This window comes from Pseudomonas sp. LW8 (genome assembly GCF_041956865.1).
In the GTDB taxonomy this organism is placed as follows: domain Bacteria; phylum Pseudomonadota; class Gammaproteobacteria; order Pseudomonadales; family Pseudomonadaceae; genus Aquipseudomonas; species Aquipseudomonas siliginis.
Genome location: NZ_CP168138.1, coordinates 4,194,967 through 4,215,791, shown reverse-complemented (window position 1 = coordinate 4,215,791; position 20,825 = coordinate 4,194,967). Strand labels below are relative to the sequence as shown.

Annotated in this window: 17 protein-coding genes; 12 read left to right on the top strand and 5 right to left on the bottom strand. The window is 59.9% G+C overall.

Annotation, left to right across the window (positions count from 1 at the left end; genetic code table 11):
* Window positions 1-149: 149 nt before the first annotated feature.
* The gene (flgA, locus tag AB9L16_RS19040) at window positions 150-911 is read right to left on the bottom strand and encodes a flagellar basal body P-ring formation chaperone FlgA (RefSeq protein WP_375122554.1); all 762 of its coding nucleotides are present in this window, start codon (window positions 909-911) and stop codon (window positions 150-152) included.
* Between the two features lie 82 nt (window positions 912-993).
* On the opposite strand from flgA, the gene AB9L16_RS19035 reads away from it, so the two are divergent.
* From AB9L16_RS19035 to flgE, 6 genes are all read left to right on the top strand, one after another.
* On the top strand, window positions 994-1,926 hold the full coding sequence (locus tag AB9L16_RS19035) for a chemotaxis protein CheV (protein WP_016773611.1): 933 nt from the start codon (window positions 994-996) through the stop codon (window positions 1,924-1,926).
* A gap of 46 nt (window positions 1,927-1,972) precedes the next feature.
* A complete protein-coding gene (gene cheR / locus AB9L16_RS19030) occupies window positions 1,973-2,800 on the top strand; it encodes a protein-glutamate O-methyltransferase CheR (protein WP_016773612.1) in 828 nt (275 codons plus the stop codon).
* Between the two features lie 359 nt (window positions 2,801-3,159).
* Complete coding sequence (gene flgB / locus AB9L16_RS19025) at window positions 3,160-3,570, top strand: flagellar basal body rod protein FlgB (RefSeq protein ID WP_016773613.1); 411 nt, start codon at window positions 3,160-3,162, stop codon at window positions 3,568-3,570.
* Window positions 3,571-3,573: 3 nt separating this feature from the next.
* Window positions 3,574-4,017: a flagellar basal body rod protein FlgC gene (flgC, locus tag AB9L16_RS19020; protein WP_016773614.1), complete on the top strand. Its 444-nt coding sequence runs from the start codon at window positions 3,574-3,576 to the stop codon at window positions 4,015-4,017.
* Between the two features lie 15 nt (window positions 4,018-4,032).
* On the top strand, window positions 4,033-4,761 hold the full coding sequence (flgD, locus tag AB9L16_RS19015; protein WP_016773615.1) for a flagellar hook assembly protein FlgD: 729 nt from the start codon (window positions 4,033-4,035) through the stop codon (window positions 4,759-4,761).
* 31 nt (window positions 4,762-4,792) lie between these two features.
* A complete protein-coding gene (gene flgE, locus AB9L16_RS19010) occupies window positions 4,793-6,127 on the top strand; it encodes a flagellar hook protein FlgE (protein WP_041479563.1) in 1,335 nt (444 codons plus the stop codon).
* A 1,025-nt stretch (window positions 6,128-7,152) separates the two neighbouring features.
* On the opposite strand, the gene AB9L16_RS19005 is transcribed toward flgE, so the two are convergent.
* Window positions 7,153-10,047, bottom strand: a complete 2,895-nt coding sequence (locus AB9L16_RS19005; protein ID WP_024013986.1) for a ribonucleoside-diphosphate reductase subunit alpha — start codon at window positions 10,045-10,047, stop codon at window positions 7,153-7,155.
* A gap of 859 nt (window positions 10,048-10,906) precedes the next feature.
* On the opposite strand from AB9L16_RS19005, the gene AB9L16_RS19000 reads away from it, so the two are divergent.
* Both AB9L16_RS19000 and AB9L16_RS18995 read left to right on the top strand, forming a co-directional pair.
* Window positions 10,907-11,629 (top strand): response regulator, encoded by a 723-nt coding sequence (locus AB9L16_RS19000; protein ID WP_056788095.1) that lies wholly within the window; start codon window positions 10,907-10,909, stop codon window positions 11,627-11,629.
* Window positions 11,626-13,236, top strand: a complete 1,611-nt coding sequence (locus AB9L16_RS18995) for an ATP-binding protein (protein WP_041479566.1) — start codon at window positions 11,626-11,628, stop codon at window positions 13,234-13,236. Before AB9L16_RS19000 ends, AB9L16_RS18995 begins: the two co-directional genes overlap by 4 nt.
* A gap of 107 nt (window positions 13,237-13,343) precedes the next feature.
* On the opposite strand, the gene AB9L16_RS18990 is transcribed toward AB9L16_RS18995, so the two are convergent.
* Entirely contained in the window at window positions 13,344-14,069 is a 726-nt protein-coding gene (locus AB9L16_RS18990; protein ID WP_150637568.1) for a 4'-phosphopantetheinyl transferase, read from the bottom strand.
* Window positions 14,070-14,220: 151 nt separating this feature from the next.
* Window positions 14,221-15,012, bottom strand: coding sequence for a dienelactone hydrolase family protein (locus tag AB9L16_RS18985; protein ID WP_310217795.1), 792 nt, complete (start codon window positions 15,010-15,012; stop codon window positions 14,221-14,223).
* A gap of 143 nt (window positions 15,013-15,155) precedes the next feature.
* Here AB9L16_RS18985 and AB9L16_RS18980 point away from each other — a divergent pair, with 143 nt between their 5' ends.
* The 3 genes from AB9L16_RS18980 (at window position 15,156) to AB9L16_RS18970 (ending at window position 17,930) form a co-directional block, all read left to right on the top strand.
* Window positions 15,156-15,761, top strand: coding sequence for a membrane protein (locus AB9L16_RS18980; protein WP_041479569.1), 606 nt, complete (start codon window positions 15,156-15,158; stop codon window positions 15,759-15,761).
* A gap of 148 nt (window positions 15,762-15,909) precedes the next feature.
* Window positions 15,910-16,587, top strand: a complete 678-nt coding sequence (locus AB9L16_RS18975; RefSeq protein WP_016773623.1) for a response regulator transcription factor — start codon at window positions 15,910-15,912, stop codon at window positions 16,585-16,587.
* Window positions 16,584-17,930, top strand: coding sequence for an ATP-binding protein (locus tag AB9L16_RS18970; protein ID WP_150637571.1), 1,347 nt, complete (start codon window positions 16,584-16,586; stop codon window positions 17,928-17,930). The genes AB9L16_RS18975 and AB9L16_RS18970 overlap by 4 nt, the downstream gene beginning before the upstream one ends.
* A 204-nt stretch (window positions 17,931-18,134) precedes the next feature.
* On the opposite strand, the gene AB9L16_RS18965 is transcribed toward AB9L16_RS18970, so the two are convergent.
* Complete coding sequence (locus AB9L16_RS18965) at window positions 18,135-19,133, bottom strand: AraC family transcriptional regulator (protein ID WP_375122552.1); 999 nt, start codon at window positions 19,131-19,133, stop codon at window positions 18,135-18,137.
* A 346-nt stretch (window positions 19,134-19,479) separates the two neighbouring features.
* Here AB9L16_RS18965 and AB9L16_RS18960 point away from each other — a divergent pair, with 346 nt between their 5' ends.
* On the top strand, window positions 19,480-20,814 hold the full coding sequence (locus AB9L16_RS18960; RefSeq protein WP_122707473.1) for a dicarboxylate/amino acid:cation symporter: 1,335 nt from the start codon (window positions 19,480-19,482) through the stop codon (window positions 20,812-20,814).
* Window positions 20,815-20,825 lie beyond the last annotated feature (11 nt).

Sequence of the window (20,825 nt, the reverse complement as noted above, 5' to 3'; positions counted from 1 at the left end):
TGGGAATTTGGACGCTTGCCATGTTTTCGGCTATCCCCTGAAAAACTTTAGGCCCAATCAACCATAAGCTTGCATGCGCCGTTGCGAGACCTGCTGCGGCACAGTTTAGGGAAGCGACGGGATCGGCGCCAGTTTTCTCCACGAGGCTTTTACATGGCCACTTCGACCTGTCCCGGCGCAATCACCTGCGCCTTGATAACTCTTTGAGAATTAAGGTTTTTTACTCGAATCTGTTCTTTCATGCCGCCATTGGAGAGCGCTTCTCCCGGCATGCGTACGGCAAGGGTGCCGCTGCGCGCAGTGATCACCACCTGGTCACCCTTGCGGACCACTTCGGCCTGTTCCAGATGCACCAGGGTGATGACCTGATCGGCGACCGTTGGTCGGGTAAGTTTCTGCCCGATCGCTTCGTCGACGGAGGTCAGGAAACCCTGGTTGATCGTGCTGACGTCGCGCTCGCGCAAGGTCACGTCCTGCGGCTCGATAATGCCGGCGCGTTTCAGCGGACGAGTGGTCGTCACGATCTCGCGAAACAGGCGGACTTGAGCGGGTACGAACACCGTCCAGGGCGAGCTGCCTTCGCAGCGAACCTTCACCGTGACGCGGCCCAGCGGGCGTGCCGGGCTCTCCAGAGTCGCTGTCAATTCCTTGTCGCACATGGGCATGCGCATGCGCGGGTCGAGCTGATTGACTTCGATTTCGTAGCGGCCTTCGGTTTGACTGGAAGCCAAATAGTCTTCTACGGTGAATTCAAGAAAGCCCTGAGTCACGCCGATAAGCATATCAGGCAAGGTAACCGCATCTGCATGGGCAGGACTGCCAGCAAGCAAGCAGTAAACGGCGGACACCGCGCAAAGCCCTTTGCGAAGGGAAGATGTCAGGCGTCGGGAAAATGTCGTTTGAGCGTTCATACGAGTTAAAAAGCAAGCGCCGTGCCGTTTAGCAATGAATGTGCGTCGCAACAACACTTGGCGTTGGTGTAGGAGTCTGGGCATGGCTGGTGTAATGGATTCGGTGAACCAGCGCACGCAACTGGTAGGGCAGAATCGCCTCGAGCTTCTGTTGTTCCGTCTCGACGGGCCGCAGCTCTATGGGATCAACGTGTTCAAGGTACGGGAAGTGTTGCAATGCCCGTCCCTGACGTTGATGCCCAAATCCAGTCCTGTCGTGTGCGGGGTAGCGAATATACGGGGAGCGACCATTCCGATCCTGGATCTGGCAATGGCAACGGGCTCCGGTGCGTTGAAAGACAAGAACAGTCCGTTCGTGATCATCACGGAGTACAACACCAAGACCCAGGGTTTCCTGGTCCGCTCGGTGGAGCGCATCGTCAACATGAACTGGGAAGAGATCCATCCGCCACCCAAGGGTACCGGTCGCGATCACTACCTGACCGCTGTGACCCGGGTCGACAACCAGTTGGTCGAGATCATCGACGTCGAGAAGGTGCTGGCCGAAGTGGCGCCGACGCCGGAAGCGATTTCGGTGGGTGTGGTCGATGTCGAGACGCAGACCAAGGCGTTGTCGCTGCGGGTGCTGACGGTCGATGACTCGTCGGTGGCGCGCAAGCAGGTCACGCGTTGCCTGCAGACCATCGGTGTCGAAGTGGTGGCGCTGAACGACGGCAAGCAGGCGCTGGATTACCTGCGCAAGCTGGTCGACGAGGGCAAGAAGCCGGAAGAAGAGTTCCTGATGATGATTTCCGACATCGAGATGCCGGAGATGGACGGGTACACCCTGACGGCGGAAATCCGCGGCGACGCACGCATGCAAAAGCTCCATATCATCCTGCATACTTCGTTGTCGGGGGTATTCAATCAGGCGATGGTCAAGAAAGTCGGTGCTGATGACTTCCTGGCCAAATTCCGTCCTGATGACCTCGCATCCCGGGTAGTCGACCGGATCAAAGCAGCAGATATCAGCTAGGGGCCTTCTGCCCCTGGCGGTCAACACGATTTAAGAGGCGGCATCATTGTCTACGGGTAATTTGGATTTCGAACAGTTCCGGGTCTTCCTGGAAAAAGCCTGTGGCATTCTGCTCGGTGAAAACAAGCAGTATCTGGTCTCGAGCCGTCTCAACAAACTGATGGAGCAGCAAGGCATCAAGTCCCTGGGTGAGCTGGTACAGCGCATCCAGACCCAGCCGCGCAGCGGTTTGCGCGAGCAGGTGGTCGATGCCATGACGACCAACGAAACCCTGTGGTTTCGCGACACCTATCCGTTTGAAGTCTTGAAGAACAAGGTACTGCCGGAAGCGATCAAGGCCAGCCCCAACCAGCGTCTGCGGATCTGGTCGGCGGCCTGCTCGTCGGGACAGGAACCGTACTCGCTGTCGATGTCGATCGACGAGTTCGAGCGCAGCAACCTGGGTCAGTTGAAGATGGGTGTGCAGATCGTTGCCACCGATCTGTCGGGCCTGATGCTCAACAACTGCAAGACCGGCGAGTACGACAGCCTGGCCATCGGTCGCGGTCTGTCGCCGGAACGCCTGCAACGCTACTTCGACCCGAAAGGGCCGGGGCGCTGGGTGGTCAAGGCGCCGATCAAGAGCCGGGTGGAATTCCGCTCGTTCAACCTGCTCGACAGCTACGCGGCGCTGGGCAAGTTCGACATCGTGTTCTGCCGCAACGTGCTGATCTACTTCTCTGCCGAAGTGAAGAAGGACATCCTGTTGCGCATTCACAGCACGTTGAAGCCGGGCGGGTATCTGTTCCTTGGCGCTTCGGAAGCGCTGAACGGATTGCCGGATCATTACCAGATGGTTCAGTGCAGCCCGGGGATTATCTACAAGGCGAAATAAGCGGTTTGCGCTGATACAAAAACGGGAGGCCCGCAAAGGCCTCCTTTTTTTATGCCCGAATTATTTTCCACGAATCCCCTGTGGGAGCGAGCCTGCTCGCGAAAGCGGTCTGTCCATAAGACAGTTGGCGCCTGACACGCCGCCTTCGCGAGCAGGCTCGCTCCCACAGGGATCTGCGCTGACCTGGCAACGACGGCAAGCGGCAGAAAAGCGGCATCCGGCGGTAACCGGTTGCCGCTTTTCTGGCATTGCCGCTTAGCCTGTTCGGCACAAAGCCCCGGAATACGGGGCTTTGATCATTTGGCACGGCGCTTGCTAAAGCTCAAGTACGAAAAACCGGTCACCTGAAGGTTCCCGACATGAGCATCAGCTTCGACAAAGCGCTGGGCATTCACGAAAAGGCATTGGGCTTCCGCGCCCAGCGTGCCGAAGTGCTGGCCAACAACATCGCCAACGCCGACACCCCGAACTACAAAGCGCGGGATCTGGATTTCTCCAAAGTGCTCGAAGCACAGACCGAGAAGACCAAGACCGGCGGCCACTTTGCCCTGAACATGACCAACAGCCGGCACATCGAGGCTGAAGGGCTGGGCAACGGCGACGAGTCGCTGATGTATCGCACGCCGATGCAGCCTTCGATCGACCAGAACACCGTCGACGCTCAACTGGAACAGTCGAACTACGCGGAAAACGCTGTCGGCTTCCAGGCCAGCTTCACCTTGCTCAACAGCAAATTCAAAGGGCTGGTGTCAGCCCTGCGCGGAGAATAATCCATGTCCCTGTCCAGCGTTTTCAACATTGCCGGCAGCGGCATGAGCGCGCAGACCACGCGTCTGAACACCGTGGCTTCGAACATCGCCAACGCCGAAACCGTTTCGTCGAGCATCGACCAGACCTACCGCGCCCGTCATCCGGTGTTCGCCACCATGTTCCAGGGCGGCCAGGCCGGCGGCAGCAATTCGCTGTTCCAGAACCAGGACGCGGCCGGGCAGGGCGTGCAGGTGCTTGGCGTCGTCGAAGACCAGAGCAACCTCGAAGCGCGCTACGAGCCGAACCATCCGGCCGCCGACGCCAAGGGCTACGTCTACTACCCGAACGTCAACGTGGTGGAAGAAATGGCTGACATGATTTCCGCGAGCCGCTCGTTCCAGACCAACGCGGAAATGATGAACACCGCCAAAACCATGATGCAGAAGGTACTGACCCTCGGTCAGTAATAAGGGGCGACTGCCATGAGCGTTACGGATACCACCAGCAGCCTGAGCATGAACGACATCCTGGCCAACTCGTCGAAGAAGGCCAGCAGCACGACGTCGGGCGGCATCGCTTCGGCGACCAACAGTGCCACCGGCGGCCAGGCGCTGGGCAAGGATGCTTTCCTGCAATTGCTGGTCACCCAGCTGAAAAACCAGAACCCGCTCGACCCGCAGGACAACAGCGCCTTCGTCGCGCAGTTGGCGCAGTTCAGCAGCCTTGAAGGCATCACCACGCTGAACTCCACTGTCAGTGGCCTTGCCGGCAACTACAACTCGTCGCAGGCGCTGCAGGCGTCATCGCTGGTCGGTCGCAACGTGATCGTGCAGACCAACACCGCCCAGCTCGATGACCCGAGCAAAGGCCTGACCGGTTCGGTCACCGTGCCTTCGTCGATTGCCGGCGGCACCGTGACCATCACCGACAAGGACGGCAAGACCGTGCGCACCATCGACCTGGGCAGCCGCGCTGCCGGCGATGCCAGTTTCACTTGGGACGGCAAGGACACCGCCGGCACCGTGGTTCCGGTCGGCACTTACACGTTCAAGGCCAACGCACCGATCAACGGCACCGCGACCGACCTGGCGACCTACCTGCCGGCGACCGTCAACAGCGTGACGATCAGCCAGACCGGTGGCGAGCTGATGCTCAACCTGGCCGGCAAGGGCACCGTTGCCCTGTCCAAAGTACAAACCATTGGTATATAGAGCCGACTAACCCGGCACGAAGGAGTGGAACATGTCTTTTAACATCGGCCTTAGCGGTCTCTATGCCGCCAACAAACAACTCGACGTCACCGGCAACAACATCGCCAACGTCGCCACCGCCGGTTTCAAATCCTCGCGCGCAGAATTCGAAGACGTCTATTCGTCGACTCGTCTGGGCAGCGGCAGCAAAGTGATCGGCAACGGCGTGCGCCTGGCCAACGTTTCCCAGCAGTTCACCCAGGGTGACATCAACAACACTGGCAACGTGCTGGACATGGGCATCAACGGTTCCGGTTTCTTCACCATGAGCAACAACGGCTCGATCTCTTACACCCGTGCCGGTACGTTCAAGGTCGACAACGCCGGTTACATCACCAACACCGACTACACCTCGCGTCTGCAGGGTTACGGTGTGGATGCCAACGGCAAGATCATCAACGGCGTGTTGACCGATCTGAAGATCGACACTTCGAACCTGGCGCCGAAGTCGTCTTCTGCGGTGACCTCGAGCATCAACCTCAATTCGTCTTCGCCAGTGATCGTTGATACCGGCGCCAGCGCCGTCAAGTTTGATCCGTCGAAGCCTGAGACTTACACCAAGTCCTTCAGCACACCGATTTATGACACCCAGGGCAACGCCCACGTCATGGACCAGTACATGGTCAAGACTGGCGGGAACACCTGGAAGGTTTATACCCTGGTCGATGGCCGTAACCCGGACGCTACCGGCAGCAACCCTGTGACCACTGCGCCGGTTGCTTCGACATTGTCGTTCGACAGCTCCGGCAAGCTGGTTCAGGTGAGCACGCCTAACCCGGCGGATCCAGCCAACCCGATCATCAGCAGCGATCTGAAGATGACTGGCTGGGTGCCGGGCACTGTGACCAATGGCGTGTTTACGCCTAACGGCGCGGCAGCGAATCCGAATGGCGTGACCATCTCGATGGCCAACACCACTCAGTACAACGCTGATACCTCGCGTACGATCCCGACTCAGGATGGTTACGCCACTGGCCAGATCACCAACCTGACCATCGACGGCACCGGTACGCTGTTTGCCAACTTCAGCAACAACCAGAGCAAAGCGATTGGTCAGGTTGCACTGGCCAGCTTCACCAACGAACAGGGCTTGCAGGCTGTCGGTGGCACCAGCTGGAAAGAGACGTTCGCTTCGGGTATTCCGGGCTATGACGCGCCGAAGACCGGTACGTTGGGTGAGGTGGTGTCCAACTCGCTGGAAGAGTCGAACGTTAACCTGACCAATGAGCTGGTTGATCTGATCAAGGGTCAGAGCAACTATCAGGCGAACGCCAAGACTATTTCGACTCAGAGCACGATTATGCAGACCATTATTCAGATGACCTGATTCGGGTTTCTGACTGGTTTTTTGGGCCCCTCGGTTTTGAGGGGCTTTTTTTTGGTCGTGGCGGCCTTTGGGCCGACCAGGCTGTTGGGTTTTGGGTGAATATCCGTTGCTTCGGTAGCGGCTGCTGGCGGTTTCGCCTGACGGCGACTTACTTTTTTACAAGCGCCTAAAAAAGTAAGCAAAAAACGCTAGCTCCTGCGTTCGGCCCTCGCAGGCTCGGGTTCCTTCGCTGCGGGATCGATCCGGTCGCAGCGGCTCCGGTTTGCTTCGCTGCACCTCCTTCCGCTGTGTCTGGCTGCGCCAGACGGTCGCTGCGCTCCCACGCCCGGATCAATCCCTCCGCTCAGCCTTCCGACGTCGCCGGTGGATCAAGATCAAGAGCACTCGAGCTTGCGCTCATTGTTGAGTGGGGCGGCTTCGCCGCGGGCAGCTGCGCTGCTTTTGCCTTTTTGTGGGAGCGAGCTTGCTCGCGAAGGCGGCATGTCAGCCGACCTGTTCTTGAAGTGGTACCCAATCCAACTGTAGGAGCTGCCGAAGGCTGCGATCTTTGATCTGGCTTTTGCTTTTGCTTTTGCTTTTGCTTTTGCTCTGGCTTTTGATCCGGCTTTTGATCTTTTGCCCCTTCGGCAGGCTTCGTTACGGGATCGATCCGGGGGTGGGAGCGCAGCGACCGTACGACGCAGTCGTACACAGCGAGTGTAGGTGCAGCGAAGCCAACCGGAGCCGCTGCGCCCGGATCGGTCCCGTAACGAAGGTACCCCGAGCCCCAGCGAGCGGGCCGTACGCCGGGGCAAAGCCTTTTGGGTTACCTTTTTGGCGTCTGAAAAAGGTGACTCGCTGTAAGAGCGAAACCGCCAGCCGCAGCACCGAGAAAACGGATATTCACCCAAAACCTCAAGAGCCCGGTCGGCCCAGAGGCCGCCAAGGCCGCCAAAAAACAAAACCCCCGACAAACCAGAAGTCTGTCGGGGGTTTCTTTTGCCTGAAGATCCCAGGCGTCTCGCAACGCCTGATCTCAGCTCAGCTTATTGGCAAGCTTCGCAATCCGGCTCGTCGATCGCGCAGGCCTTTGGCACTGGCGCCGGACCTGCCGGAGCGGCCAGAACCGAATCGTCGCCGTGGTTGCCGCCGCTGGAAACAGCGTTCAGCTTACCGGTGTTGATGGTCGACTTCTCGGTGCTGGTCGCGGCCAAGGCACGGAGGTAGTAAGTGGTTTTCAGACCACGGTACCAGGCCATGCGGTAGGTCACGTCGAGCTTCTTGCCCGATGCGCCGGCGATGTACAGGTTCAGCGACTGGGCCTGGTCGATCCACTTCTGACGACGGCTGGCGGCGTCAACGATCCACTTGGTGTCCACTTCGAACGCGGTCGCATAGAGCTCTTTGAGTTCTTGCGGAATGCGCTCGATCTGCTGCACCGAACCGTCGTAGTACTTCAGGTCGTTGATCATCACCGAGTCCCACAGACCGCGAGCCTTCAGGTCGCGAACCAGGTACGGGTTGATCACGGTGAATTCGCCCGACAGGTTCGATTTCACGTACAGGTTCTGGTAGGTCGGTTCGATCGACTGCGAAACGCCAGTGATGTTGGCGATGGTCGCGGTCGGTGCGATGGCCATGATGTTCGAGTTACGGATGCCTTTCTGTACACGGGCGCGAACCGGTGCCCAGTCAAGGGTTTCCTTCAGGTCGACATCGATGTACTTCTCGCCGCGCTGTTCGATCAGGATCTGTTGCGAATCCAGCGGCAGGATGCCCTTGGACCACAGCGAACCGTTGAACGTCTCGTAGGCGCCGCGCTCGTCGGCCAGGTCGCAGGAAGCCTGGATCGCGTAGTAGCTGACCGCTTCCATCGACTTGTCGGCAAACTCGACGGCAGCGTCGGAGCCGTAGGCGATGTGCTGCAGGTACAGAGCGTCCTGGAAGCCCATGATGCCCAGACCGACCGGACGGTGGCGGAAGTTGGAGTTCTTCGCTTGCGGCACCGAGTAGTAGTTGATGTCGATCACGTTATCGAGCATGCGCACGGCGGTGTTCACGGTGCGTTGCAGCTTGGCGGTATCGAGCTTGCCGTCGACGATGTGGTTCGGCAGGTTGATCGAGCCCAGGTTGCAAACGGCGATCTCGTCCTTGTTGGTGTTCAAGGTGATCTCGGTGCACAGGTTCGAGCTGTGGACCACGCCGACGTGCTGCTGCGGGCTGCGCAGGTTGCACGGGTCCTTGAAAGTCAGCCATGGGTGGCCGGTTTCGAACAGCATGGACAGCATCTTGCGCCACAGGTCTTTGGCCTGGATGGTCTTGAACAGCTTGACCTTGCCCGGGTACTCGGTCAGCGCTTCGTAGTACTCGTAGCGCTCTTCGAAGGCTTTACCGGTCAGGTCGTGCAGGTCCGGTACTTCGGATGGCGAGAACAGGGTCCACTTGCCGTCATCGAAGACGCGCTTCATGAACAGGTCAGGGATCCAGTTGGCGGTGTTCATGTCGTGGGTACGACGACGATCGTCACCGGTGTTCTTGCGCAGCTCGATGAACTCTTCGATGTCCATGTGCCAGGTTTCCAGGTAGGCACACACAGCGCCTTTGCGCTTGCCACCCTGGTTCACGGCCACAGCGGTGTCGTTCACTACTTTGAGGAACGGCACAACGCCTTGCGACTTGCCGTTGGTGCCCTTGATGTACGAACCCAGCGCACGCACCGGCGTCCAGTCGTTGCCCAGACCGCCGGCAAATTTCGACAGCATGGCGTTGTCGTGGATCGCGTGATAGATGCCCGACAGGTCATCCGGCACGGTGGTCAGGTAGCAGCTCGACAGCTGTGGACGCAGGGTACCGGCGTTGAACAGGGTCGGGGTCGAAGCCATGTAGTCGAACGAGGACAGCAGGTTGTAGAACTCGATCGCACGGTCTTCTTTCTGCTTCTCTTCGATCGCAAGGCCCATGGCCACGCGCATGAAGAAGATCTGCGGCAGTTCGAAACGCACGCCATCCTTGTGGATGAAGTAGCGGTCGTACAGGGTCTGCAGGCCCAGGTAGGTGAATTGCTGATCGCGCTCGTGGTTGATCGCCTTGCCCAGTTTTTCCAGGTCGAAGGTGGCCAGCACAGGGTTCAGCAGTTCGAACTCGATACCTTTGGCGATGTAGGCCGGCAGTGCCTTGGCGTACAGGTCGGCCATTTCGTGATGGGTGGCACTTTCGGCGACTTCGAGGAAGTTCAGGCCTTCGGCACGCAGGGTGTCCATCAGCAGGCGGGCGGTGACGAACGAGTAGTTCGGCTCGCGCTCAACCAGGGTACGGGCGGTCATCACCAGGGCGGTGTTGACGTCGGTCAGGGCCACGCCGTCGTACAGGTTCTTCAGGGTTTCGCGCTGGATCAGGTCGCCGTCGACTTCTTCCAGGCCTTCGCAGGCTTCGGTGACGATGGTGTTCAGGCGGCCCATGTCCAGCGGCGCGAGGCTGCCGTCGGCGCGGGTGATGCGGATCGACGGGTGAGCGTTGACCGCAGCTTCGGCCGGAGCGTGAGCTGCGCGCTCTTTCGAACGGCCGTCACGGTAGATCACGTAGTCGCGTGCAACTTTCTGCTCGCCGGCACGCATCAGGGCCAGTTCGACCTGGTCCTGGATTTCTTCGATGTGGATGGTGCCGCCCGATGGCATGCGACGCTTGAAGGTCGCGGTGACCTGTTCGGTCAGGCGCGCAACGGTGTCGTGGATTCGCGACGAAGCGGCAGCGGTGCCGCCCTCAACTGCGAGGAACGCTTTGGTGATAGCGACGGTGATCTTGTCATCGGTGTAAGGAACGACAGTGCCATTACGCTTGATCACGCGCAGCTGGCCAGGCGCGGTGGCTGCCAGATCCGAAGTCGAATCGGCGGCCTGCGGCAAGGTGCCCTGCGGGTTCTCGCGAGTTGTGTCGGTTTGCATGGGGGGTGGTCTCCACATTCTCTATGTTTGTTTGGCACCGTCATGGTGCTCACCGTTCTGTACCGAAGCACTGCAACCGACGGGCGTCGGCATTACAAACTTCGGAACAGTAGGAAAAAGGCTGCAACGCCGCATCCTTGCCGAAGTTTTGGTTACGAGCCGAAGCTCGCCACCGGATTCCTTCGCGGGTGGCAGTCATGACTGCAACACCCATACCGTTTTGTCCGTTTCGGACCAAATAAAACGGTGCCATCCGCCAGTGCGGTTTGGGCTTGAAAAAACTCGCTTGTTCTACCGGAAACCGGCCATAAAGCACTTGAGTTTCAGGTCTGAAATGTGGTTGGGCGTTTTAGGTGAAAACCCTATATGTAGGGTCTCCGTTTTCGCCGTGCTACAAGATAATGCGTTTCAGGGGGGGATTGCAATGTACTACCTGTGGATAAGCCTGTGCGTAATTTGTGTAAGAAACAGGGAAAACGCGTGTAGGCCGCGAACCTGCTGAGCCAGACCGTTTGTCACTGTTTTTTTGCCTGGAAAAACGCTTCAGCGGTTTTTTAAGGGCGCGAACCCTATCACAGAATTCCGCCTTGTCCGAACGCATTTACCGACTTGTTTTCCGGGTGATCGGCGTTTATACAATCGCTGGGTGCACGGGCATTTTTATCCTCCTGAAACATGACAGATGATCGGGAGATACACGCAGGATTGTGGGAGCGAGCCTGCTCGCGAATCGGTTGACCACTGAGCATTCAGGTTGAAGCAACAGACGCTTTCGCGAGCAGGCTCGCTCCCACAGGTTTTGTCCGTGTCAGGCGATTGTCTTTCTTCTTTTAATAAAAACAGCAAGCAGAGGTCACCGGTGGAGCAACAAACCTGGCAGGTATTGATCGTCGAGGATGACCAGCGACTGGCCGAGCTCACCCGCGATTACCTGCAAGCCAATGGCCTGCGCGTCGAGATCGAAGGCAACGGTGCGCTGGCGGCGGCGCGGATCATCAAGGAGCAGCCGGATCTGGTGATCCTCGATCTGATGCTGCCCGGCGAAGATGGCCTGAGCATCTGCCGCAAGGTGCGCAGCCAGTACGACGGGCCGATCCTGATGCTCACCGCGCGCACCGATGACGCTGATCAGATCCACGGCCTCGACCTCGGTGCCGACGACTATGTGTGCAAACCGGTGCGCCCGCGCTTGTTGCTGGCGCGCATCCAGGCGTTGCTGCGACGCAGTGACACACCGGAGCCGGTCGCGGAAAAATCCCGGCGGTTGCAATTCGGTCCACTGGTGGTCGACAACGCATTGCGCGAAGCCTGGCTGAGCGACAACGGCATCGAGCTGACCAGCGCCGAGTTCGACCTGCTCTGGCTGCTGGTGTCCAATGCCGGGCGGATTCTTTCCCGGGAAGAAATCTTCACTGCATTACGCGGCATCGGCTATGACGGCCAGGACCGCTCGATCGACGTGCGCATCTCGCGCATCCGCCCGAAAATCGGCGACGACCCCGATCATCCGCGCCTGATCAAGACCATTCGCAGCAAAGGCTACCTGTTCGTCCCTGAGGCCTGCGCAGACCTGGCGCTGTGAATTCGATCTTCCTGCGCATCTACGGCGGCATGTGCGCCGCGCTGATTCTGGTGGCGGTGCTCGGCGTGCTGGCGCTGAACCTGCTCAATCAGGTGCGCAGCGAGCAATATCGCGAACGCCTGGCCCACGGCACCTTCTCGCTGATGGCCGACAACCTGCAGCCGATGAACCAGACCGAACGCCATCGCGCGTTGCTGGTGTGGGAGCGGCTGCTCGGTATTCCGCTGACGCTGAAGAAGTTCTCTGAAACCGACCTCGATCTGGCCCAGCGCACCCGTGTGTTGCGCGGTCAGGCGCTGGTCGAGCAGACCGGGCCACATGCGGCCAAGGTCTATCGGCTGATCAGCGAAAAAGAGCAGCTTGTACTGGTAGGAGAGGTGCAGCAGATCAGCGAGCAACTGGCTCGGGCGACCATTTACCTGCTGGCCGATGAACTGGTGCGGGTACCGGTCGGCGAACAGCCCAAGCGTCTGGCGCAGATAAAGCAGGAAAAGGGCTTCGGCTTCGATCTGCGTCTGGTCACGGTAAATGACGCCGACATGGACGAAGACCAGAGTCGTCGCGTGGCCGAGGGCGATACGGTGATGGCGCTGGGCAAGGGCGGCGATTCGATCCGCGTGTTCGCCGGCATGGTTGGTACGCCGTGGGTGCTGGAAATCGGCCCGCTGTACCAGATGAATCCGTACCCGCCGGAATGGCTGGTATTGATTGCCGCGCTCGGTCTGACGCTGATCGGTCTCATCGTTTATCTGCTGGTGCGTCAGCTTGAGCGACGTTTGCGCGGCCTCGAAGCGGCGGCCACGCGCATCGCCAAGGGCAGCCTGGAAACCCGTGTGCCGGCGCGCGGCGCTGACTCGGTCGGGCGGCTTGCGTCGGCGTTCAATGGCATGGCTGAGCACTTGCAACAGTTGCTGGCGATCCAGCGTGAACTGGTGCGCGCGGTGTCTCATGAACTGCGTACCCCAGTGGCACGGCTGCGTTTCGGGCTGGAAATGATCGGCACGGCCACCACCCCGCAGGCACTGGAGAAATACCGTGAAGGCATGGATCACGACATCGAGGACCTCGACAAGCTGGTCGACGAAATGCTCACCTACGCACGACTGGAGCAAGGCTCGCCGGCGCTGACTTTCCAGCGAATCGATCTGGATGCGCTGGTCAATCAGGTGATCGCAGAATTGGCGCCGCTGCGCGCCGAGGTCACGGTGCAGCGCGGTTTGTGTCTTTCATCTGCCGACAATGACGGCGCCTGGGTCGAGGCTGAACCGCGTTATCTGCATCGGGCGCTGCAGAATCTGGTGGGCAACGCGATGCGCCATGCGCATTCGCAGGTGACGGTGAGTTATCAGGTCGGCCAGTTGCGTTGCCGGATCGACGTCGAGGATGACGGACCGGGCGTGCCGGAAGTGGCGTGGGAGCGGATCTTCACGCCGTTTCTGCGCCTCGACGATAGCCGCACGCGGGCCTCGGGCGGGCATGGTCTGGGGTTGTCGATTGTGCGGCGGATCATTCACTGGCACGACGGCCGCGCGATCATTGGCAAGAGCAAGAGCCTCGGCGGGGCGTGTTTCAGTCTGAGTTGGCCGAGGAATCAGGAGCGCCGCTGAGATTCGGTATACCGCCTTCGCGAGCAGGCTCGCTCCCACATTTGAAATGCAATCCCCTGTGGGAGCGAGCCTGCTCGCGAAGGCGCCATAACAGACAATGCAAATCCTCAGGCTTGAATACTGACCAGACTCAACAACTGCCCATCCTGTACGCCGAACTGCGCCTCCAGCTCCGATCCATTGCGCCATTCGCTCGACAGATCCGTCAACAACCGCAGCCTGACCTGTCCCGCCTCAGTCCACTCCAGCACTTCGGCATGCTCGAAATAAAAGCGCTGCTGCACGATCGGGTACAGCGCCTTGAACAAACTCTCTTTGACCGAAAACGTCAGGGTCACCCGCAGCGCCAGTTGCTCCTGAGAACCCGCCGCCATGCGTTGCAGTTCCGCTGGCGTGAGGATTTCCCCGGCCAAGCGTTCGGCGCGCTCATGGCTCAACAGGTTTTCCAGATCCATGCCCAAGCCGCGCCAGTGCTGCTTGTTGGCAACAATCGCCGCCGCACGGCCGGTGCTGTGAGTGATCGAACCGCAGATATGCGCCGGCCACACCGGGGCGCGGTCTTCGCCGATCGGCGGGACGATACACAGACCTTCGAGTTGTTGCAGCGCGGCCCGGGCGCAGATGCGTCCAGCGAGAAACTCGGCCTGGCGCTTGGCCACCGAGCGCTGAATGCTCGGCGGCGCCAGCACAGCGCTGCGCTGGAAGTCATCGCCAAGCAGGCGGGCCGGGTCGAAGTGAGTACTGAGCAGCACGGTATCGGCCAGGACCGTCGGCAACGGCCAGTGGCTGTCGAGCGCAGTGCAGCAGGCGGGCAGGGCGGGGGTGAAGTTCATGGCGGGCATTTTGCCGGTTAGTCGGGGCGAGGTCGAGATCGGCGGTGAAGCCTTCGCGAGCAGGCTCGCTCCCACAAGGGATCTTCTGCGCGACAGATATCCGGTGTGGGAGCGAGCCTGCTCGCGCAAGCCGCGCCTCGGCGTTACTGACTCAACCGAAAATCTTCTTGAAGAACGCCTGCATATCCGCCCACGACTTCTCATCCGCCGCCTTGTTGTAACCAATGTCCGGCCCGCCATGCTCGCCATGGCTCAGGCGATCGGCATCCGGATTGCTGAAGCCATGCTTGGCGCCATCCAGACTGACGAACTGGTAGTCCGCCCCAGCCTTGTCCATCTCTGACTTGAAGGCGGTGACGTGGTCCTGAGTGACCATGCTGTCCAGCGCACCGTGCTCGACGAGGATTTTCGCCTTCACACTGCCCGGAGTCGCCGGGGTCTTGGTTGCCAGCGCGCCATGGAAACTCACCACACCGGCCAGCGGCACACCCTGACGCGCCGCATTCAGCACCACGGCGCCACCGAAGCAATAGCCGACGGCGGCGATTTTGTTCGGGTCGGTCTGCTTTTGCTTCTTCAACAGATCGAGCCCGGCGGCGAAGCGTTTACTGGCGGCATCGGCATCCTTGGTCGCCGCCTGCATGAAGGCCATGGCGTCTTTCGGGTGCTCGGTGTTCTTGCCTTCGCCATACATGTCGATGGCCAGCGCGCTGTAGCCGAGTTCGGCGAGATCCCGCGCGCGGCGCTTGGCGTAATCGTTCAGCCCCCACCATTCGTGGACCACGACAACGCCGGGGCGTGGGCCTTTGATCGCGTCGTCGTAGGCGTAGTAGCCGATCAGTTTGCTGCCGTCGGCGCTTTGGTAGGGGATTTCTTCAGTCTTGATCGCAGCCTGGGTGAGGCTGCTGACCGCCAGCAAAGTGAGGGCGAGGAACAGGCGCATGGTCGGGTGTCCTTATTGAAAGTGGTCAGAACAGCCTAGTCGATCTGGTTCAGGTCAGGTTCAGAGACGGTTCAGGGGCCGTACAGGGGCGGCTCAGTAACCTTGCGCCATACCCAAACAGCACTGTGAAAGAGGAAATACCCATGACTCGTTTAAACAAATTGCTGCTGGCTTTTACCCTGTTAGGCTCCAGCATCGCGGCGAATGCCGACGACACCAGCAACTTCGCCGGCCTGACATTCGGCCAGACCAGCGACAAGATCGACAAGTCCCACGCGCTCAACAACAACCTCGGCAACCCCAACGTCACTGGGGCCATCGACGGCAACAACACCTACGGCATGCGCCTCGGTCAGCAAAACAGCCAGGGCCGCTACTACGCCACCTATGACAACGTTTCCGGCTCGCACAATGGCGTTAAACTGCGCCAGGAAAATCTGCTCGGCAGCTATGACCTGTTCTATCCAGTAGGCGGCAGCACCAAATTGTTCGGCGGCGCCACGGCCGGTCTGACCAAACTGACGCAGGATTCGCCCGGCTTCAGCCGTGACAGCGACATCGGTTACGCCATTGGTGGCCAGGTCGGTGTGTTGCAGCAAGTTTCGCAGAACACCTCGGTAGAACTCGGTTACCGTTACCTGCGCAGCAACGCCAGCACCGAAATGAAAGAAAGCGGCGGCAGCAAACAGGGCTCGCTGGACTTGACCAGCAGCGCGCAGACCTACCTGTCGGCCAACTACTATTTCTAAGTGGTTGTCGCAGTTTGAAGTGTGGGAGCGAGCCTGCTCGCGAAATGGGTGTATCGGCCGACACTTTCTTGGCTGATCCACCGTATTCGCGAGCAGGCTCGCTCCTACAGGTAGTTGCCTGGAGAGTTCAAGTGATAGGGAGAAAGGCATGAAACTGTTGGTCGTCGAAGATGAGGCGCTGTTGCGTCATCACCTGCAAACCCGCCTGACGGAGAGCGGTCACGTGGTCGAGTCCGTGGCCAATGCCGAGGAGGCGCTGTACCAGACCGGCCAGTACAACTTCGATCTGGCGGTGATCGATCTCGGCCTGCCAGGCATGGGCGGGCTCGACCTGATCCGCCAGTTGCGCTCGGGCGGCAAGACCTTCCCGATCCTGATCCTCACCGCGCGCGGCAACTGGCAGGACAAGGTCGAAGGCCTCGCCGCCGGTGCCGACGATTACGTGGTCAAGCCGTTCCAGTTCGAAGAGCTCGATGCACGCCTGAACGCATTGCTGCGGCGCTCCAGCGGCTTCACCCAGTCGACCATCGTTGCCGGGCCTTTGCTGCTCGACCTCAATCGCAAACAGGCCAGCCTCGATGAACAACCGCTGGCGCTGACTGCTTACGAATACCGCATCCTCGAATACCTCATGCGCCATCATCAGCAAGTGGTGCCCAAGGATCGCTTGATGGAGCAGCTCTATCCGGACGATGACGAGCGCGATCCGAATGTCATCGAAGTGCTGGTCGGCCGTTTGCGCCGCAAGCTCGAAGGCCCGGCCGGGTTCAAGCCGATCGACACCGTGCGCGGCCTCGGTTACCTGTTCAATGAGCGCTGCACTTGATCCGTTCCCTTCGCGTTCGCTTGATGCTCGCCGCCACCACGTTGGCGGTGTTGTTCATGCTTGCCTTGCTGCCGGCGATGCAGGGTGCCTTCAGCCTTGCCTTGCAGGACTCGATCGAGCAACGTCTGGCCTCCGATGTCACCACATTGATCTCCGCCGCCCGGGTGGAAAACGGTCGGCTGGTGATGCCGTCGCAATTGCCGGACGAACGCTTCAACCTCACCGACTTCCGTTTGCTCGGCTATATCTACGACCGCGACGGCAAACTGGTGTGGCGCTCGAAAGCCACCCAGGAAGAACAGATCAACTACAAACCGCGCTACGACGGCCTCGGCAATGAGTTCGCGCGCATCCGTGAAGCCAGCGGTCAAGAATTCTTCGTCTACGACGTCGAAGTCAAATTGCTCGGCGGCAAAAGCGCAGCGTTCAGCATCGTCGCTCTGCAACCGGTACGTGAATACGAAACCACCCTCGAAGGCCTGCGGGAAAATCTCTATCTGGGCTTCGGCGCGGCATTGCTGGTCTTGCTGGCGCTGCTATGGATCGGCCTGACCTGGGGCCTCAAGGCCTTGCGCCGCTTGAGCCAGGAACTCGACGAAATAGAAGGCGGCACCCGCGAAAGCCTGACGGAAAAACACCCGCGTGAACTGCTGCGCCTGACCGGCTCGCTCAACCGCTTGCTGCTCAGCGAACGCCAGCAACGCAGCCGCTACCGCGACTCCCTCGACGACCTCGCCCACAGCCTGAAAACCCCGTTGGCGGTGCTGCAAGGCGTCAGCGAAGACATGGCCCAGCGCCCCGAAGACCGCGACCAGGCCTGGGTTCTGCAAAGTCAGATCGAACGCATGAGCCAGCAGATCAGCTACCAACTGCAACGGGCCAGCCTGCGCAAAAGCGGCCTGGTCCGCCATCAGGTGCGCCTGCGACCGGTGCTCAAAAGCCTGTGCGATACGCTGGACAAGGTCTACCGCGACAAACACGTGCGCGTGACCTTTGATCTGCCCGAGCACTGTTACGTGCCGATCGAGCAGGGCGCCTTGCTGGAAATGCTCGGCAACCTGCTGGAAAACGCCTATCGCCTGTGCCTCGGCGAAGTGCGGGTCAGCGTCCGCGAGTCCTTGGCCGGGATCGAATTGTGCGTCGAGGACGATGGGCCGGGTGTGCCACTCGATCAGCGCGCGCGGATTCTCGAACGCGGCGAACGCCTGGATGCCCAGCATCCGGGGCAGGGCATCGGGCTGGCGGTGGTCAAGGACATCATCGAAAGCTACAACGCCCGTTTGGCCTTGGGTGATTCACCGATGGGCGGGGCGGCGTTCAGGATTGATTTTCCTGCGGTGTGATTGCGAGCTGCCCTCACCCTAACCCTCTCCCAGAGGTAGAGGGGACTGACCGAAGTGTCTTTGGAAAATTATCGACCTGAGCGATTTGCAGCGAATATGGATTCAATAGAGAGCTTGCAGGTCGGCGTATTTCTCAAGCATCCCCCAATCAGTCCCCTCTCCCTCCGGGAGAGGGTTAGGGTGAGGGGCTTTTGATTTAGCGCCTCATTGCTCCTGCGACCGATAAGCCCCCGGTGTCAGCCCCGTCCATTTCTTGAACGCCCGATGAAACGCCGAAGGCTCAGAGAACCCGAGCTGCTCGGCAATCTGTTGCAACGATAGCTCCGCCCGGCCCAGATGGTAGATGGCGATATCCCGCCGCAGCTGATCCTTGAGTTCCTGAAAACTGGTGCCTTCCTCGCGCAAATGCCGGCGCAAGGTTTGCGGACTGATATGCAGATGCGCCGCAACCGCTTCCAGATCAGGCCAGTGCGCAGCGTCGCGACTGAGCAAGCGGCGCAGACGGCTGCTCAGGCTGTCGCCGTCGTCCGGGCGTGAGAGCAGGTCGGCGGGGGAGCGTTCGAGAAAATGCTTGAGCGTGCGTTCGTCCTGCAACAGCGGCATGGCCAGATAGCGACTGTGAAACAGCAGGCTGCTTTGCTCGGCATCAAAGGTCAGCGGGCAGGGGAACAGCAGGTCGTATTCGCTGCCGTGCTCGGGGCGCGGATAGCTGAAGGTTGCCTGCTCGAGGCGAATGCGCTGGCCGATCAGCCAACTGCCGAGGCGGTGCCAGATCACCAACAGGCTCTCGCTGAGAAAATGATCCGGGTCCCACGACTGCGCGTCGTCCAGGCTCAAACGCACCCATTCGTCTTCGCGACGCAGGGTCAGGCGTGGGGCGTCGGGGAACAGGCTGTAAAACAACAAGCCACGTTGCAGAGCCTTCTCCAAGTTACGGCAGTGAATCGAGGCGTGGCACATCATGGCGAAGCTGCCGGGCTTGCTCGGCGCATTGCCGAAACCCAGGTATTCGTCGTCCAGCGCCAGCCACAGCCCTTGAATCAGCCGGGTGAACTGCTCCGGGGCAATCCGCGCGCGGGGCTCGTCGAGCAACTCCGGGCTGATTCCCAGTTGCTGCAACAAGCCTGAATAATCCAGGCCACGCCGGCGTGCACCGCCAAGGGCGGCGCGGGCGAAATGGCTGGCGATGGTGCGTTCGCGCATAAGCGGCAATCCTTGTTCAGGCACCGATCGTAATGGCGGGCCGGCAACGCCACAAGGCGGATTTCCGCCAAATTGCAGGACGCTGAACGCTCAGTTGGCGGAAATCCGCCATGCCTCAAGTCGCTGATTGGTGACAGGGAACTCCCGCAGGCCCTGATATCAAAAGGCTTGCTGCCATTCGCACCAATCTGGCACGACGTTTGCGATACAAGCCACAGAAGCGTGCATTCTCCGACCGGGAAAAATGCCGTTCCAACAACAAATCCCTCCAGTGCAGGAGGGTTCGCAATTAAGGTTCGGCGCTCGACAGATGGATGTTGCCGCTGGACGCTTGAGGAAACCTGCAATGACGACTCGTCAGCCACTGTACAAATCCCTGTATTTCCAGGTGATCGTTGCCATCGCCATCGGCATCCTGCTTGGTCACTTCTATCCGCAGACCGGTGTGGCCCTCAAGCCACTGGGTGACGGCTTCATCAAGCTGATCAAAATGGTCATCGCCCCGATCATCTTCTGTACTGTTGTCAGCGGCATCGCCGGCATGCAGAACATGAAATCGGTAGGCAAGACCGGCGGTTACGCGCTGCTGTACTTCGAAATCGTTTCCACCATTGCCCTGCTGATCGGTCTGATCGTGGTCAACGTTGTGCAACCGGGCGCCGGCATGCACATCGACGTCACCACCCTGGACGCCTCGAAAATCGCCACCTACGTGACGGCCAGTAAAGACCAGAGCATTGTCGGTTTCCTCCTCAATGTGATCCCGAACACCATCGTCGGCGCGTTCGCCACCGGTGACATCCTGCAAGTGCTGATGTTCTCGGTGATCTTCGGCTACGCCCTGCATCGCCTCGGCTCGTACGGCCGTCCGCTGCTGGACATGATCGATCGCTTCGCCCACGTGATGTTCAACATCATCAACATGATCATGAAACTGGCGCCACTGGGTGCGTTCGGTGCCATGGCGTTTACCATCGGTGCCTACGGTGTCGGCTCGCTGGTGCAACTGGGCCAGTTGATGATCTGCTTCTACATCACCTGCGTCCTGTTCGTCGTGCTGGTGCTGGGTGCGATCTGCCGGGCTCACGGTTTCAGCGTGTTCAAACTGGTGCGCTACATCCGTGAAGAGCTGTTGATCGTACTGGGTACGTCCTCGTCGGAATCGGCACTGCCACGCATGCTGATCAAGATGGAGCGTCTGGGCGCGAAGAAATCCGTCGTGGGTCTGGTGATCCCGACCGGTTACTCGTTCAACCTCGACGGTACTTCGATCTACTTGACCATGGCCGCCGTCTTCATCGCTCAGGCGACTGATACGCACATGGACATCACCCACCAGATCACTCTGCTGCTGGTGCTGCTGCTGTCCTCCAAAGGCGCGGCAGGTGTAACCGGTTCGGGCTTCATCGTTCTGGCCGCGACGCTGTCGGCGGTTGGTCACCTGCCGGTTGCCGGTCTGGCGCTGATCCTCGGTATCGACCGCTTCATGTCCGAAGCCCGCGCACTGACCAACCTGGTCGGTAACGCTGTAGCGACCATCGTCGTCGCCAAGTGGGTCAAGGAGCTGGACACCGATCAACTGCAGACCGAGCTGGCTTCCGGCGGTCGCGGTATCTCCGATGAGCGTGAAGAAGACGACCTGGGTGTGGCTGAAGGCCCAACCCCGAGCAATGTGAAGTAAGCATCGCTTGC